The sequence below is a fragment of the Leifsonia shinshuensis genome (assembly GCF_013410375.1).
Lineage (GTDB): Bacteria > Actinomycetota > Actinomycetes > Actinomycetales > Microbacteriaceae > Leifsonia > Leifsonia shinshuensis.
This window is the reverse complement of the sequence record NZ_JACCFL010000001.1, coordinates 3041477-3054439: the sequence shown is the minus strand read 5'-3', so window position 1 is coordinate 3054439 and position 12963 is coordinate 3041477. Positions and strand designations below refer to the sequence as shown.

Genomic DNA, 12963 nt, shown 5'->3' with positions numbered 1-12963 from the left:
GCGCCGTGCGCCCGGCGTTCTGCGATGCTCGGTCGGACCACTCGGATCCGTCCCCGCCGCCGCGCCGGCCCTCACGCCCTACGGCGTCGCGTCCTCTGTCAGCGCGCGGCGCATCCACTGGAGGACCATGTCTCGTTCGGGTCAGCGCATGTCCGGTCAGCGCATGTCTGGTCAAGGCGCCTCGCAGCGCGCCTCGTCGCGACCGCAGCAGCAGCGCCGCAACCGTCACGCCAACAACGACGGGCTCATCCCCGTGCTCGCGCGCAAGGTGCGCGAGGTGGAGGCCAAGGCCGCCGACGGCAAGAAGCTCGGCCCGACCAACCGGACCAAGTTCCAGGTCATCGCGTTCCTCATGCGCGAGGAGCGCGCACGAGCCAAGGCCGACCCCGAGCTGAGCGACGCCGCGCGCGCCGAGCAGCTCAAGCGGCTGGACGGCATCGCCACGATCCTGGCCAAGACCGCGGCCCGCGACACCTCGCTCATCTCGCTGCTGGAGAGCGAGGCGCCGCCCACCGCGACGGCGCAGAAGATCCGCCGCGACTGGCTGCTGGAGTCCGGCACCGAGCTCAGCCCCGACGACCTCATCATCACGGTGGAGCGCGTGGTCCCGCCCGAGAGCGTCATCCCGCCCGAGCTGGCCGAGAAGCAGGTCGTCCCGGCCTCGGTCAAGTCGCGGCAGCTCTCCAACCCGTTCCTCGCCCCCGACTTCAGCAAGGCGACCGCCGCGGCGCCCGCACCGCGCCGCCGCCTCGACTCGTGGGAGCTGCTCGGCCCGCTGTTCAAGTCGTTCGAGTACGGCGCGGGCGGCCAGGCCGCGAGCATGGAGCTCCCCGACGCGCCGAAGATCGACCGCTACTCGCCTCCCGGCCTCGAGCTGATGCACCACCAGTCCCGGTTCATCGAGAGCGTCCGCCAAGGCCACCGCCGCTTCCTGCTCGCCGACGAGCCCGGCCTCGGCAAGACCGCGCAGTCCGTCCTCGCGGCCTCGGTCGCCGGCGCCTACCCGCTGCTCGCGGTCGTGCCGAACGTCGTCAAGATGAACTGGGCGCGCGAGGTCGAGCGCTGGACGCCGCACCGCCGCGCCACCGTCATCCACGGCGACGGCGAGGGACTGGACGCCTTCGCCGACGTCGTCATCGTCAACTACGAGGTGCTCGACCGGCACCTGTCCTGGCTGCGCACGCTCGGCTTCCAGGGCATGGTGGTCGACGAGGCGCATTTCATCAAGAACCTGCACTCGCAGCGCTCCCGGCTCGTGCTGGGACTGGCCGAGGCGATCCGCGAGAAGGCGGCCGACCCGCTCCTGATCGCGCTCACCGGAACACCGCTGATCAACGACATCGACGACTTCAAGGCGATCTGGCAGTTCCTCGGCTGGATCGACGGCAACAAGCCGACGGCCGAGCTGATGGAGAGCCTGGAGGAGACCGGGCTCACCCCCGCCGACTTCGGCTTCTACGCCGCCGCCCGGGAGTCCGTCATCGACCTCGGCATCGTCCGCCGCCGCAAGGTGGACGTGGCGGCCGACCTCCCCAGCCGCCGTGTGGTCGACCTGCCGGTGGAGCTGGACGACGACCTCGGCCGCTCGATCAAGCAGGCCGAGAAGGAGCTCGCCGCCCGCCTGGTGGCCCGCTTCCACCGCGCGGCAGCGGCCGGACGACCCGACTCGTTCGACGGCGACGACGAGGCGCACCGGAAGCACCTCATCCGGCTCGTGGCGCAGTCCGAGCTGGAGGAGTCGAAGTCGGCCAAGACCGGCGACAACGTCTTCACCATGGTCCGCAAGATCGGCCAGGCGAAGGCCGGGCTCGCCTCCGACTACACCGCGCAGCTGGCCCGCTCGGTCGGCAAGGTGGTGTTCTTCGCCAAGCACATCGACGTCATGGACGCCGCGGAGGAGGCCTTCGCCGCCCGCGACCTGAAGACGATCTCGATCCGCGGCGACCAGTCCGCGCTGGCCAGGCAGAAGGAGATCGACGCGTTCAACAACGACCCGGAGGTCGCCGTCGCCGTCTGCTCGCTCACCGCCGCCGGCGTCGGGCTCAACCTCCAGGCCGCCTCCAACGTGGTGCTCGCCGAGCTGTCCTGGACGGCCGCCGAGCAGACGCAGGCGATCGACCGCGTGCACCGCATCGGCCAGGACGAGCCGGTGACGGCATGGCGGATCATCGCCGCCCAGACCATCGACGCCAAGATCGCGGAGCTGATCGACTCGAAGCAGGGCCTCGCGGCCCGCGCGCTCGACGGCAGCGACGTGGAGATCGGCTCGGCGGACTCGGTGCAGCTGGACGCGCTCATCCACCTGCTGGAGGACGCGCTGGAGGGGTAGCGGCGCCCGCGGGCGAGAACAGCGTCAGGCGATCTCCGCGTCGTCGGGGTCGAGCGGCACCGGGCGGTCGTCGTCCGGGAGGAGGCGGTCGTCGTCCTCGTCCTCGTCGACGGGCAGGTCGTCCTCGTCGCGGATGACGGGGGCCGGCTCGTAGTCGCCCTCCTGCGCCTCGAGGAAGTCGTCGTCGTCCTCCCGGCTGCGGTCCGTCTCGCTCATGCCACGAGGGTACCGCGCGGACCGACCCCGCACGAGAGTGCACGCGATTCGTGCCGAATCGCGGCTCCGGCGCGGTGAAAGCGACGATTCGTGCCGAATCGCCAAATCGCGATTCGTGACGAATCGCGGCTCTGGCGCGGCGAAAGCGACGATTCGTGCCGAATGTGTCGCGCGCTCAGCCCAGGTCGAACTCGAAGTAGGCGCCGCGGTCGTCGTGGCGGATGCGGGCCGGGCCGGCGGCGCCCGCGAAGTCGTCCGTGCCCGTGCCGGGCACGATGTAGCCGAACGCCGACGGGTCGTCCGGGTGCTGCAGCGCGCCGTGGTGGACCGTGAACGAGCCGGAGCGGCCGTCCGGCAGCGTCCCGGTGATCCGTTCGGCCGCGAGGTAGCCGCGGCCGCCCTCCTCCGTGCCCGACGACACGAAGTGCGCGATCGACTCGCCGACCAGGCCCTCCGTGTACGTCTTGCGCATCACCACCGCGCCGAGCCAGTCGCCCGGGATGCCGGGCAGCTCCTCCGGGTCCCAGCCGGTGACGTCGAAGCGGGCGGTGACGATGGTCGCGTTGTCCATGCCGGGAGCCTAACGAGTGCGCCCGCGCACAGCTTGCAATTTCGCGACAGCGCAGAAGTGGACTAGACAGGGGACATGGCGCAGCACCATACCCAGCTCGAGATCGAGCGCAAGTACGACGTGGACGGCGACCTCCGCCCACCCCAGCTCGTCGGCGTCGGGGCGATCGCCGTCGAGGGCGAGCCGGAGTCCGCCGAGCTCGTCGCCGTCTACTACGACACCGCGGACCTGAGGCTGGCGCGGCAGCGCGTGGCCGTGCGCGCGCGGCGCGGCGGCTCCGACGAGGGCTGGCACGTCAAGCTGCCGCCGACCGACGAGGGACGCCCCGAGCTGCACTGGCCGCTCGGCGACGGCGAGAAGCCCCCGGCGGAGCTGCTGGAGACGATCCGGGAGGAGCTCGGCGACGGTGTGCTCGTCCCGGTGGCGCGCGTGACCAACCGCCGGGACACCACGCTGCTGAAGGACGCGGCCGGCTTCGAACTCGCCGAGCTCTGCGACGACCACGTCCGCAGCGAGAACCTCCGCACCGGCGCGTCGGACGCCTGGCGGGAGTGGGAGGTCGAGCTGCTGAGCGGCGCCCCCGACTCGCGCGAGCGGCGCACCGCGCTGCTGGACGGCATCGAGGCCGAGCTGCTGGCGGCCGGCGCCCGGCCGTCCGCCAGCTCGTCGAAGCTCCAGCGGGCGCTCGGCCTCTGAGCGACCGCCCGGGATTTTGGTGCGCCGGTATGCGTCGGGCATGATGCTCAGGGGCGCAATGAGAAACGGAGCAGCATGAAGATCGGCATCCTGACCAGTGGCGGCGACTGTCCCGGACTGAACGCGGTCATCCGCGGCGCGGTCCTCAAGGGCGACCGTGTGTACGGGTCCGAGTTCGCCGGCTTCCGCTACGGCTGGCGCGGCGTGGTCGAGGGCGACATCATGCCGCTCGACCGGCACAGCGTCCGCGGCCTCTCCCGCCAGGGCGGCACCATCCTCGGCTCCAGCCGCACCAACCCGTTCGAGGGCGACAAGGGCGGCCCGGAGAACATCCAGCGGATGATGGACGAGCACGGCATCGACGCGATCATCGCGATCGGCGGCGAGGGCACGCTCACCGCGGCCCGCCGGCTCACCGACGCGGGCCTGCGGATCGTCGGCGTCCCGAAGACCATCGACAACGACCTCGCGGCGACCGACTACTCGTTCGGCTTCGACACCGCGGTCGAGATCGCGACCGAGGCCATCGACCGCCTCCGCACCACGGCCGAGTCGCACCAGCGCTGCATGGTGGTGGAGGTCATGGGCCGCCACGTCGGCTGGATCGCGCTGCACTCCGGCATGGCCGGCGGCGCGCACGCCATCCTCATCCCGGAGCAGCCGCAGTCCATCGAGCAGATCTGCGAGTGGGTCGAGTCGGTGCGCGACCGCGGCCGCGCGCCGGTCATCGTCGTCTCCGAGGGCTTCCACCTCGACACGATGGAGGAGGCGCACTCGCACAAGGGCCTCGACGCGTTCAACCGTCCGCGCCTCGGCGGGATCGGCGAGATGCTGGCCCCGATGATCGAGGAGCGCACCGGCATCGAGTCGCGGGCGACCGTCCTCGGCCACATGCAGCGCGGCGGCGTCCCGAGCGCCTACGACCGCGTGCTCGCCACGCGTCTGGGCCTCGCGGCGGTGGACGCGGCGTACGAGGGCCGCTGGGGCTCGATGGTGTCGCTGCGCGGCACCGACGTCGTGAACGTGTCGATCGCGGACGCGACCGGCGGCCTCAAGACGGTCCCGCAGGCCCGCTACGACGAGGCGGCGCTGCTCTTCGGCTGACCCTCCCTCGCGGGCGCACTCCCTCGCGGCCGCGGGCGGGGATAGGCTCCACCGTATGAGCGGAAGGAGCCCGCAGGTGCCCAGATTCGTCCAGCTCGAGGAGTTCGGCTCGCGGGACTTCCTCCACCTCGTCGAGCGGGAGCGGCCGTGGCCGGGGCCAGGGCAGGTGCTGGTCCGGGTGATGGCCGCCGGCCTCAACCCGATGGACTACAAGGCCTACCGGAGCGAGCAGGCCGCCGCGCGGATGGGCGTGACGCTGCCGAGCGGGATGGGCCAAGACTTCGCCGGCTTCGTCGAGGAGCGCGGCGAGGGCGCGCAGCGCTTCGGGCTCGGCCAGGCCGTGCTCGGCACGGCCCCGTTCGCGGCGCTCGCGGACTTCGTGGTCGTGCCGGAGGACGGCCAGATCATCGAGAAGCCGGATCCGCTCACGTTCGAGGTGGCCGGCTCGCTCGGCGTGGTCGGCCGCACCGCGATGGCGACCGCGGCCTCCCTCGACCTCGGCGAGAGCGACACCGTGCTGGTGAGCGCGGCGGCGGGCGGCGTCGGCGTGCTCGCCGCGCAGCTGGCGATCCGCTGCGGCGCCACGGTCGTCGGCACGGCGAGCGAGGAGAACCACGAGTTCCTGGAGACGCTGGGGATCATCCCGGTCGCCTACGGGGACGGTCTGGCGGACCGGGTGCGGGAGGTCCTGGACGACGGAGCGCGGGTGACGGCGGTCCTCGACAACCACGGACCGGACACCATCGACGCCGCGATCGAGCTCGGCGTGCCGCCGGAGCGGATCAACACGATCGCCGCGTTCGGCCCGGCCGCCCGCGGTGCGCGGACGGTCGGCGGACGCACGGCGGGCAACGCCGAGCTGGCGGAGCTCGCCGACCTGCTGGCGCGGAACGAGCTCATGTTGCCGATCGACTCGATCTTCCCGATCGAGCGTACGGCCGACGCCTACGGCCGGCTGGAGGCCGGGCACGTGCGCGGCAAGATCGTGATCGTCACCGACTGACGGCGCGCTCCGGCGGGCTAGCCGGGCTTCTGCAGCCCCAGCGCCGTGTACAGCAGCGGGAGGCCGCCGTTGAGGCCGCCCATCAGCGCACCGATGCCGTGGCCGCCGGTCGGGATGTCGACGAACGTGCTGGCGATCCCGGCGCGCTGGGCGGTGCGCAGGGCGAGCTCGGCCACGTGGTGGAAGGCGGGGTCGTCGCGGCACGCCGTGAAGATCATCGAGCCGGGGAACGAGCCCCGGATCATCTTGTTGAACGGCTTCGCCTGGTCGTACGCGGCCTGGTCGCCGTGGAAGACGATGCTCAGCGTCGCCGCCGGATGCTCGGCGCCCGGGTACTCCTCGCCCGAGATGTCGAGGATGTTCGAGTACAGCTCGGGGTGGTCGAGCCCGAACGACAGCCCGCAGAGTCCGCCGTTGGAGTATCCCGCGACCGTCCAGAACCGGTGGTCGTGCGTGACCGGCAGGGTCTTGAGCGCCCACGAGCTGACGTCTTGCGTGATGTAGGTCTCCGCCTTGCCGAAGATCGACGTGTCACGGCAGAGCGTGTCGTGCCACGGGCTGCCGAGCTGGTCGGCCACCACCACGACGGGGGCGAGGCCGTTGTGCCGGGCGGCGAGGCCGTTCAGCACCTCGGCGATCGGCTCCGGGTCGGGATTGCCCGGCTGTCCCATCATCATGATGACGAGGGGGAGCGCAGGGGGCTTCGGCACGAGCGCCGCCGGCGGCAGGTAGACGCCGGCCTCCCGGGCCTTGAAGCCGCTGATCGTCGCGGGGATGGTGACCGTTCCGGTCTTCCCGCGCAGCGGCATGCCCGCCGGCGCCTTCCAGTGCTTCCAGAGCGCGTCGTCGTACCCGGCGCTCTGCTGGATCGGCGGCCGCACGGTGATCGGGTTGGGCACCGTGATCGCCATCAGGTTGCCGAGCGTGCGGTCCAGGCCGTAGTTCAGGTTGATGCCGAGCGTCGCGGCCACCAGGAAGACCGGGATTCCGACGATCGCCACGGCGGTCCGCCAGCGCGGCGTCCGCCCGATGCTGACCACGCACAGGGCGAGCCCGCAGAACGCGGCGGCCACCCAGAGGTAGTTGCCCATCCCGAGGGACTCCCCGAACAGGTTGAGCCAGCGCACGCAGACCAGCCAGGTGACCACCGCGGCGAGCAGCCCGCAGGCGACGGCGAGGCCGAGCCGGCGCAGCCAGCCGAGCGAGGGGCGGCGCGCCAGGAGCACGACGACGAGCGCGCTCGCGAGACCGAACACCGTGAAGGGGATGGGCCCGTCGAGCACGTCGATGGAGAGGAGGGCGTCAAACATGACGCGGGGTCGGGATTCCCATGGGAGCAATCTATGGCCGAGAATCGAACAAAAGGTGAACGCGGAGCGCGAGCCGGGGTGTATCCTCCGGATTCTCCCCCGAATTGGGGGCATCGCGAGCCCGGTGGTGAGGAGTAGCCATGATCGACGAGGACACCGCGCGCCTGCTGCGCGCCGCCGGCCTGCGCTGGCAGCCGGCGTCCGGGGACACGTTCGCGATCGACCGGCCGGGCATGGCCGGGGAGCACTTCACGGTCAGCGAGATGACGATCGAGCCGCACCACTTCGACACCGGCACGATCCTCGGCTTCAACGGCACGACGGAGTGGGCGCTCGACTCGCTCGCGGTCGAGGACGCGCTCTGGATCCCGCGGGAGGACCAGCTGCGGGAGCTCCTCGGCGGCTCGTTCCGCCACCTCGCCCGCACGCCGGACGGCTACCGGGTCACGCTGGAGCTCGACGGCGCCGAGCGCTACTTCGAGGAGGAGGACGCCGCGTCGGCGTACGCGCACGCGCTGCTCTCGCTCATCGCGGCGTCGGTGGCGTAGCCGTCGCGAGCACCGACCGGTCGAGGTCGGCGACGCGGGCGACGCCGCTCAGCCCGAGGGTGATGTCGAGCTCGGCCAGGAGGTTGCGCAGCAGCTCGCTCACGCCGCGCTCGCCGGCCACGGCGAGGGCGTAGGCGTACGGCCTCCCGACCGCGACGGCCCTGGCGCCGAGCGCCAGCGCGATCACCGCGTCGGCGCCGCCGCGGATCCCGCTGTCGAACAGGACGGGCAGCCGGCCGTCGACGGCGTCGACGACGCCGGGCAGCGCGTCCAGCGCCGCGATCTCCCCGTCGAGCTGGCGGCCGCCGTGCGTGGACACCTGCACGGCGTCCACGCCCGCGTCGACGGCGCGGCGCGCGTCGTCCGGATGCAGGACGCCCTTCAGCACGATCGGCAGCCGGGTGTGCTCGCGCAGGAAGGCCAGGTCGTCCCAGCCGAGCGACGGGTCGGCGAACACGTCGAGGAAGGTCTCGACCGCCGCCAGGGGCTCGCCGGAGCGCAGGTTCTCGCGCAGGTCGCCGGGATGGTGCCGGAGGATGCTCGCGAACGACGCGACCGCCGCCGGGGTGACGGCCGTGCGCTCGCGCGGTCCCGCCGTCGCCAGCCGATCGCGCACCAGGCGGTGGAAGACCGGGTCGCTGGTGTACTGGGCGATGCCCAGCCCGCGGCTGAACGGGAGGTAGCCGAGGGCGAGGTCGCGCGGCCGCCAGCCGAGGACATGCGTGTCCAGGGTGACGACGATCGCCTCGCAGCCGCAGGCCTCGGCCCGTGCGACCAGGCTCTCGACGAGGTCGCGCGACGAGCTCCAGTAGAGCTGGAACCAGCGCGCGGCGCCCGGTCGGACGGCCTCCATCGCGGCGGCGACGGTCTCCATCGGTGCGGAGGCCTGATTGGAGAGCACGGCGGGGACGCCGTGGGCCGCGGCGGCGCGCGCCGCCGCGGCGTCCCCGTCGCGCCGGGCGAGGTCGAGCACGCCGATCGGGGCCAGCAGGAGCGGCGTCGGCAGCCGCCGCCCGAACAGCTCGATCGACAGGTCCCGCTGCGAGACGTCGCGCAGCACCCGCGGGACGATCCGGCGCCGCCCGAACGCGTCGGTGTCCGCCCGGTCGGTGCGCTCCAGCCCGGCCGAGCCCGCGATGTAGGCGAAGGCCGCGCGCGACATCCGCCTGCGCGCGGCGCGCTCCAGCTCGGGGAACGCGACGGGGAGGGCCGGGCGGCGCCCGCTCACGCCCGCGCGGTAGACGGCGCTCTGCGCGGCCCGTCCGATGCTGTTCGCCAGCGTCGTCGTCGTCATGCCCCCATTCTGCCGATCGGCCTGGCAGAAAGGGCCGTCTCGCGCGGCGCCGGGACGGCGTGTTCTGTCAGGCGGATCGCGTCAGCGCTTCGGGCGCGGGCGCTTGCCCTGCGCGGGCCGGCCGGACTTGCCGGTCTTGGGGCCCTTGGCGGCCTTGGCAGATTTGGCGGACTGCGCGGCCTTGGCGGACTGCGCGGCCTGCGCCGATTGCGTGGCCGCGACCTCCGGGTTGCGCGAGCTGTTCGCGGTGCGGCCGCGGACGATGCCGATGAACTCGTCCACGAGGGGATGCTGCCCCTCCCGCGACCAGGTGAGGCCGACCTGCGAGGTCGGTCCGTCCTCCAGCCGCATCGCTGTGACGTCCTTGCGGCGGAGCGCCTTGGCGACCGAGGCGGGCAGCAGCGCGATGCCGTCGCCCGCCGCCACGCTGCGCATCAGCGCGTCGGACGGCTCTGCGGTCAGGCGCGGCTCGCCCTCGAGGTCGGCCAGGTGCAGCTTCTCCTCCAGCGTGAGCAGGTGCTCGTGGTGCATCACCACGACGACGTCCTCCGTGTAGAGCGGGATGAGGTGGCGGGCGTCGTCCGCCCGGGCGTCGCGCGCGAACACCATGTCGGCCTCGCCCGCGGCCAGCGCGGCCAGCGGGTCGGCGGACGGCGTCACCACCAGCTCCACGCCGGGCTGCCGCTCGGCGAAGACCCGTGTCCACTTGCCGATCGTGACACCGAGCGGGAAGGCGAGGGCGAAGCGGAGGGCCATGCAGGCCAGGCTACCGAACGGCCGGGACCGGCCGCGGACGATACCCTTGAATCCATGAAGCCCCAGACCATGAAGGCGGCCACCGCGGCCAAGAAGCTCGGCATCCTGCTGGCGGCGGCCCCGGAGGAGTTCCGCGACCGCGAGATCAGCCGCACCGAGCTCGACGAGCTGAACGCGAACCCGCCCGCCTGGCTGGTCACCCTCCGAGCCGACGGACCGCACCCGCGCGACGTGGTCGCGCACAAGCTCGGCGTGAGCAACTCGGGGCTGGCCCGCGCCGGCGTGACCGAGCCGCTCACCACGGCCGAGATCAAGGCGCTGCTGGAGGAGAAGCCGGAGTGGCTGGTCGCCGAGCGCGCGACGCAGGCGCAGGTGCACGCCGAGAACGCGCGGGTCAAGCAGCGCAACGCGGAGCGCGCGGCGCGGGACTGACTCCTACGGCCGGTCCGGCGTCGCTGAGGTCCCCGGCGTCCCGGCGGCCCCGGCCTTCTTGACCGCGTGCGCCAGCACCTCCGGCCCGGTGACGAACGCGCGGCGCCAGGGCGCGACGCCGTCGATCTCCACCTGCAGCGAGAAGCTCAGGATGGTGCGGATGAGCACGATGATCCCGAGCACGAGCGCGTCGGTGAGCGTCGGGTTCGACGTCACGGTCTTCACCAGGTCGGCAGCGACCAGCAGCTCCAGGCCGAGCAGGATGACGCCGCCGAAGGCCTCCCGCAGGGTGCGGAAGGCGTCCGCCCCGCTGCGCGTGCGCACCCACACCGCCAGCGCGATCGCGAGCGCCACGACGAAGCCGATCGCCAGTGCGACGACGCCCGCGAACTCGAAGGCGACCCCGACCGCCTCGAAGAACGCGTGGGTGTCCATGCGCACATGGTGCCACACCGCGCCCGCCGTGGAGAGAGGCGCGCAGCTCAGGCCACGTGGACGGCGGGCCTCCGCTTCACGTCCTTCTCGGCCTCGCGCAGCACCTCGCGGGTGACCGGGGCCACTTCGCCGACGCCGGTGATGAGGTACCGGAACATGTTCGAGATCGGGTTGCCCTCGGTCCACTCGAAGTAAATCGTCGGTACGACGCCCGTGATGTCGCGGATCTCCAGCAGGACCGCCGCGATGGTGTTCGGCACGTTGCCGCTCTTCACCTGCAGCACGCGGTAGCCGTACTTGACGACACCGTGCACGACCAGGTCCTCCTCGAAGTCGGAGGAGTCGGACTTGATGACCTCGAGGAAGATGGTCCGCGACCGCTGCGGGATGTGGCTGAAGCGACGCTCGTCCTTGTTCTTCTCCTCGTACTCCTTCGTCGTGTCGACGTCGGGCTCGTGCGAGATGATGCGGATCTCGCCCTCTTCCGCGTCCTCCAGGATGAAGTCGAGCGCCGTCACGTCGAAGGTGACGCTGGTGGCGCGCACCTGGAACGACCGGCCGATGCGGGAAACGATCGACACGATCAGGATGCCGATGATGAACAGCGTCGCGATCCGGAGTCCGTCGGGACGCTCGATGATGTTGTCGATCGTCGTGTAGACGAAGATCGCGGTGATGATGGCGAACACGAGGGTGCGCTTCGGCTGCTTCTTGCGCCAGGCGGACAGGCTCACCGCGAGCGACGCGGAGGTGATCAGCACCAGCACGCCGGTCGCGTACGCGCCGCCCTGGGCGTCCACGTTCGCGTCGAAGACCAGCGTGATGAGGAAGGCGATCGCGGTGAAGACGAGCACGAGCGGCCGCACCGCGCGCGCCCACTGCGGCGCCATCCCGTAGCGGGGGAGGTAGCGCGGCACCAGGTTGAGCAGGCCGGCCATCGCGGAGGCGCCGGCGAACCACAGGATCAGGATGGTGCTGATGTCGTAGACCGTGCCGAAGCCGTTGCCGAGGTACTCGTGCGCCAGGTAGGCGAGCGCGCGGCCGTTGGCGGCGCCGCCCTGCTGGAACTCCTTCTGCGGGATGAGCAGGGTGGTGGTGAAGCTCGACGTGATGAGGAAGACGCTCATGATGATCGCTGCGGTGGTGAGCAGCTTGTGCGCGCCGCGGATCCGGCCCTCGGGCTCGTTCGGGTTGTCGTCCGGCTTGCCCTTGATCTGCGGCATGACGGCGACGCCGGTCTCGAAGCCGGAGAGGCCCAGCGCGAGCTTCGGGAACACCAGCAGCGCGACGCCGACGATGAGCAGCGGATTCCCGTGCGAGGCGAACAGCGCGCTCCACCAGTCGTCGATCGCGGTCGGGTGCTGGAACACCTGCACGATGGACGCCGACACCACGACGACGTTGAGCGCGAGGTACACGCCGACGAGCACGACGGCGATGCCGATCGCCTCACGGAAGCCCTTGAGGAAGACCGCGCCGAGCAGCGTGATGAGCACCAGCGTGATGATGACGTTGTTACCGTGGAACCAGGACGGCGCGAACGGGTTCTCGATCGCGTGCGCCGTGGCGTCGGCCGCGGACAGCGTGATCGTGATCATGAAGTCCGTCGCGGCGAAGCCGAGCAGGACCAGCACGAACAGCTTGCCGGCCCACCAGGGCAGGAAGCGCTCCAGCATCGCGATCGAGCCGGAGCCGCGGAAGCTCTCCCGCGCGACCCGGCGGTAGACCGGGAGGGCGCCGAGCAGCGTCAGCGCGACCAGCACGAGCGTCGCGAACGGCGAGATCAGGCCGGCCGCGAGCGCCGCGATGGCGGGCTGGTAGCCGAGGGTGGAGAAGTAGTCGAGGCCGGTGAGGCACATGACCCGCCACCAGGAGTGCTGGTGCTCGGGGGTCTGGCCGTGCGGGCCCTGCTGGGTGCCGTGCTCGTCGACCATGCCGCGCAGCAGCCAGTGCTTGAACCGGCTGCCGTGCACGTCGGCCGGAGCGAGCGGGTGGGCCTGCCCGGGGATCGGGATCGGCTCCTTAGGCCTCACCCGGGGCGGGACGGCCCCGGTGAGCTCGGCCGGCGTCGGGGCGGAGGCGGAGCCGCCTGAGGTCGGTTCGTCCGGTGCCGCAGATGCGGTGCCCTGCGTCTTGTCCCCGGACGGGGAGGTGCTCGACATCGGCTGCCCTTCGTTCGCCTTCGTGCTCACTGTACGTTCATCGCACGGACCGCCGGAAGACCTTCGGGAAGGACCCGCCAGCGGCCTCCCCGCGATGCCTCGGAAAG

Annotated in this window: 13 protein-coding genes; 6 read left to right on the top strand and 7 right to left on the bottom strand. The window is 71.8% G+C overall.

Translation table 11 applies throughout. From position 1 onward, the window contains the following. The first annotated feature begins 127 nt into the window (after window positions 1–127). Window positions 128–2329 carry a DEAD/DEAH box helicase gene (locus tag HNR13_RS14825; protein WP_382313504.1) on the top strand — a complete coding sequence of 734 codons (2202 nt, stop codon included), beginning with the start codon at window positions 128–130 and terminating at the stop codon, window positions 2327–2329. 24 nt (window positions 2330–2353) lie between these two features. Here HNR13_RS14825 and HNR13_RS14820 read toward each other — a convergent pair whose 3' ends face one another. Continuing rightward, window positions 2354–2545 (bottom strand): hypothetical protein, encoded by a 192-nt coding sequence (locus HNR13_RS14820; RefSeq protein ID WP_179606953.1) that lies wholly within the window; start codon window positions 2543–2545, stop codon window positions 2354–2356. Between the two features lie 175 nt (window positions 2546–2720). Beyond that, entirely contained in the window at window positions 2721–3116 is a 396-nt protein-coding gene (locus HNR13_RS14815; protein ID WP_179606951.1) for a DUF3224 domain-containing protein, read from the bottom strand. Between the two features lie 75 nt (window positions 3117–3191). Between HNR13_RS14815 and HNR13_RS14810 the strand changes: the two genes are divergently transcribed. The 3 genes from HNR13_RS14810 (at window position 3192) to HNR13_RS14800 (ending at window position 5919) form a co-directional block, all read left to right on the top strand. Further along, window positions 3192–3812, top strand: a complete 621-nt coding sequence (locus HNR13_RS14810; RefSeq protein ID WP_179606949.1) for a CYTH domain-containing protein — start codon at window positions 3192–3194, stop codon at window positions 3810–3812. A gap of 75 nt (window positions 3813–3887) precedes the next feature. After that, complete coding sequence (locus HNR13_RS14805) at window positions 3888–4916, top strand: 6-phosphofructokinase (protein ID WP_179606947.1); 1029 nt, start codon at window positions 3888–3890, stop codon at window positions 4914–4916. A gap of 76 nt (window positions 4917–4992) precedes the next feature. Continuing rightward, window positions 4993–5919 carry a zinc-binding dehydrogenase gene (locus tag HNR13_RS14800; protein ID WP_179606945.1) on the top strand — a complete coding sequence of 309 codons (927 nt, stop codon included), beginning with the start codon at window positions 4993–4995 and terminating at the stop codon, window positions 5917–5919. A 17-nt stretch (window positions 5920–5936) separates the two neighbouring features. Here the strand turns inward: HNR13_RS14800 and HNR13_RS14795 are convergent, their stop codons facing one another. Continuing rightward, a complete protein-coding gene (locus HNR13_RS14795; protein ID WP_179606943.1) occupies window positions 5937–7229 on the bottom strand; it encodes an alpha/beta hydrolase in 1293 nt (430 codons plus the stop codon). 140 nt (window positions 7230–7369) lie between these two features. Here HNR13_RS14795 and HNR13_RS14790 point away from each other — a divergent pair, with 140 nt between their 5' ends. Beyond that, a complete protein-coding gene (locus HNR13_RS14790) occupies window positions 7370–7777 on the top strand; it encodes a hypothetical protein (RefSeq protein WP_179606941.1) in 408 nt (135 codons plus the stop codon). Here HNR13_RS14790 and HNR13_RS14785 read toward each other — a convergent pair. Both HNR13_RS14785 and HNR13_RS14780 read right to left on the bottom strand, forming a co-directional pair. Next, on the bottom strand, window positions 7755–9071 hold the full coding sequence (locus HNR13_RS14785) for an alpha-hydroxy-acid oxidizing protein (RefSeq protein ID WP_179606939.1): 1317 nt from the start codon (window positions 9069–9071) through the stop codon (window positions 7755–7757). The genes HNR13_RS14790 and HNR13_RS14785 overlap by 23 nt on opposite strands. A gap of 81 nt (window positions 9072–9152) precedes the next feature. Continuing rightward, window positions 9153–9827, bottom strand: coding sequence for a LysR substrate-binding domain-containing protein (locus HNR13_RS14780; protein ID WP_179606937.1), 675 nt, complete (start codon window positions 9825–9827; stop codon window positions 9153–9155). Window positions 9828–9881: 54 nt separating this feature from the next. Between HNR13_RS14780 and HNR13_RS14775 the strand changes: the two genes are divergently transcribed. Then, window positions 9882–10259: a DUF5997 family protein gene (locus HNR13_RS14775; protein ID WP_179606935.1), complete on the top strand. Its 378-nt coding sequence runs from the start codon at window positions 9882–9884 to the stop codon at window positions 10257–10259. Between the two features lie 3 nt (window positions 10260–10262). Here HNR13_RS14775 and HNR13_RS14770 read toward each other — a convergent pair whose 3' ends face one another. Both HNR13_RS14770 and HNR13_RS14765 read right to left on the bottom strand, forming a co-directional pair. Continuing rightward, window positions 10263–10694: a DUF1622 domain-containing protein gene (locus tag HNR13_RS14770; protein ID WP_179606933.1), complete on the bottom strand. Its 432-nt coding sequence runs from the start codon at window positions 10692–10694 to the stop codon at window positions 10263–10265. A 47-nt stretch (window positions 10695–10741) separates the two neighbouring features. Continuing rightward, a complete protein-coding gene (locus tag HNR13_RS14765) occupies window positions 10742–12628 on the bottom strand; it encodes an APC family permease (RefSeq protein WP_246313134.1) in 1887 nt (628 codons plus the stop codon). Window positions 12629–12963: the final 335 nt, after the last annotated feature.

What these genes read in the sequence shown, in the direction of transcription:
- HNR13_RS14810 (WP_179606949.1), top strand. Translation starts at nt 3,192, where the DNA reads ATGGCGCAGCACCATACCCAGCTCGAGATCGAGCGCAAGTACGACGTG.
- HNR13_RS14795 (WP_179606943.1), bottom strand. Translation starts at nt 7,229, where the DNA reads ATGTTTGACGCCCTCCTCTCCATCGACGTGCTCGACGGGCCCATCCCC.
- HNR13_RS14775 (WP_179606935.1), top strand. Translation starts at nt 9,882, where the DNA reads ATGAAGCCCCAGACCATGAAGGCGGCCACCGCGGCCAAGAAGCTCGGC.
- HNR13_RS14790 (WP_179606941.1), top strand. Translation starts at nt 7,370, where the DNA reads ATGATCGACGAGGACACCGCGCGCCTGCTGCGCGCCGCCGGCCTGCGC.
- HNR13_RS14780 (WP_179606937.1), bottom strand. Translation starts at nt 9,827, where the DNA reads ATGGCCCTCCGCTTCGCCCTCGCCTTCCCGCTCGGTGTCACGATCGGC.
- HNR13_RS14820 (WP_179606953.1), bottom strand. Translation starts at nt 2,545, where the DNA reads ATGAGCGAGACGGACCGCAGCCGGGAGGACGACGACGACTTCCTCGAG.
- HNR13_RS14770 (WP_179606933.1), bottom strand. Translation starts at nt 10,694, where the DNA reads ATGGACACCCACGCGTTCTTCGAGGCGGTCGGGGTCGCCTTCGAGTTC.
- HNR13_RS14765 (WP_246313134.1), bottom strand. Translation starts at nt 12,628, where the DNA reads ATGGTCGACGAGCACGGCACCCAGCAGGGCCCGCACGGCCAGACCCCC.
- HNR13_RS14815 (WP_179606951.1), bottom strand. Translation starts at nt 3,116, where the DNA reads ATGGACAACGCGACCATCGTCACCGCCCGCTTCGACGTCACCGGCTGG.
- HNR13_RS14785 (WP_179606939.1), bottom strand. Translation starts at nt 9,071, where the DNA reads ATGACGACGACGACGCTGGCGAACAGCATCGGACGGGCCGCGCAGAGC.
- HNR13_RS14825 (WP_382313504.1), top strand. Translation starts at nt 128, where the DNA reads ATGTCTCGTTCGGGTCAGCGCATGTCCGGTCAGCGCATGTCTGGTCAA.
- HNR13_RS14805 (WP_179606947.1), top strand. Translation starts at nt 3,888, where the DNA reads ATGAAGATCGGCATCCTGACCAGTGGCGGCGACTGTCCCGGACTGAAC.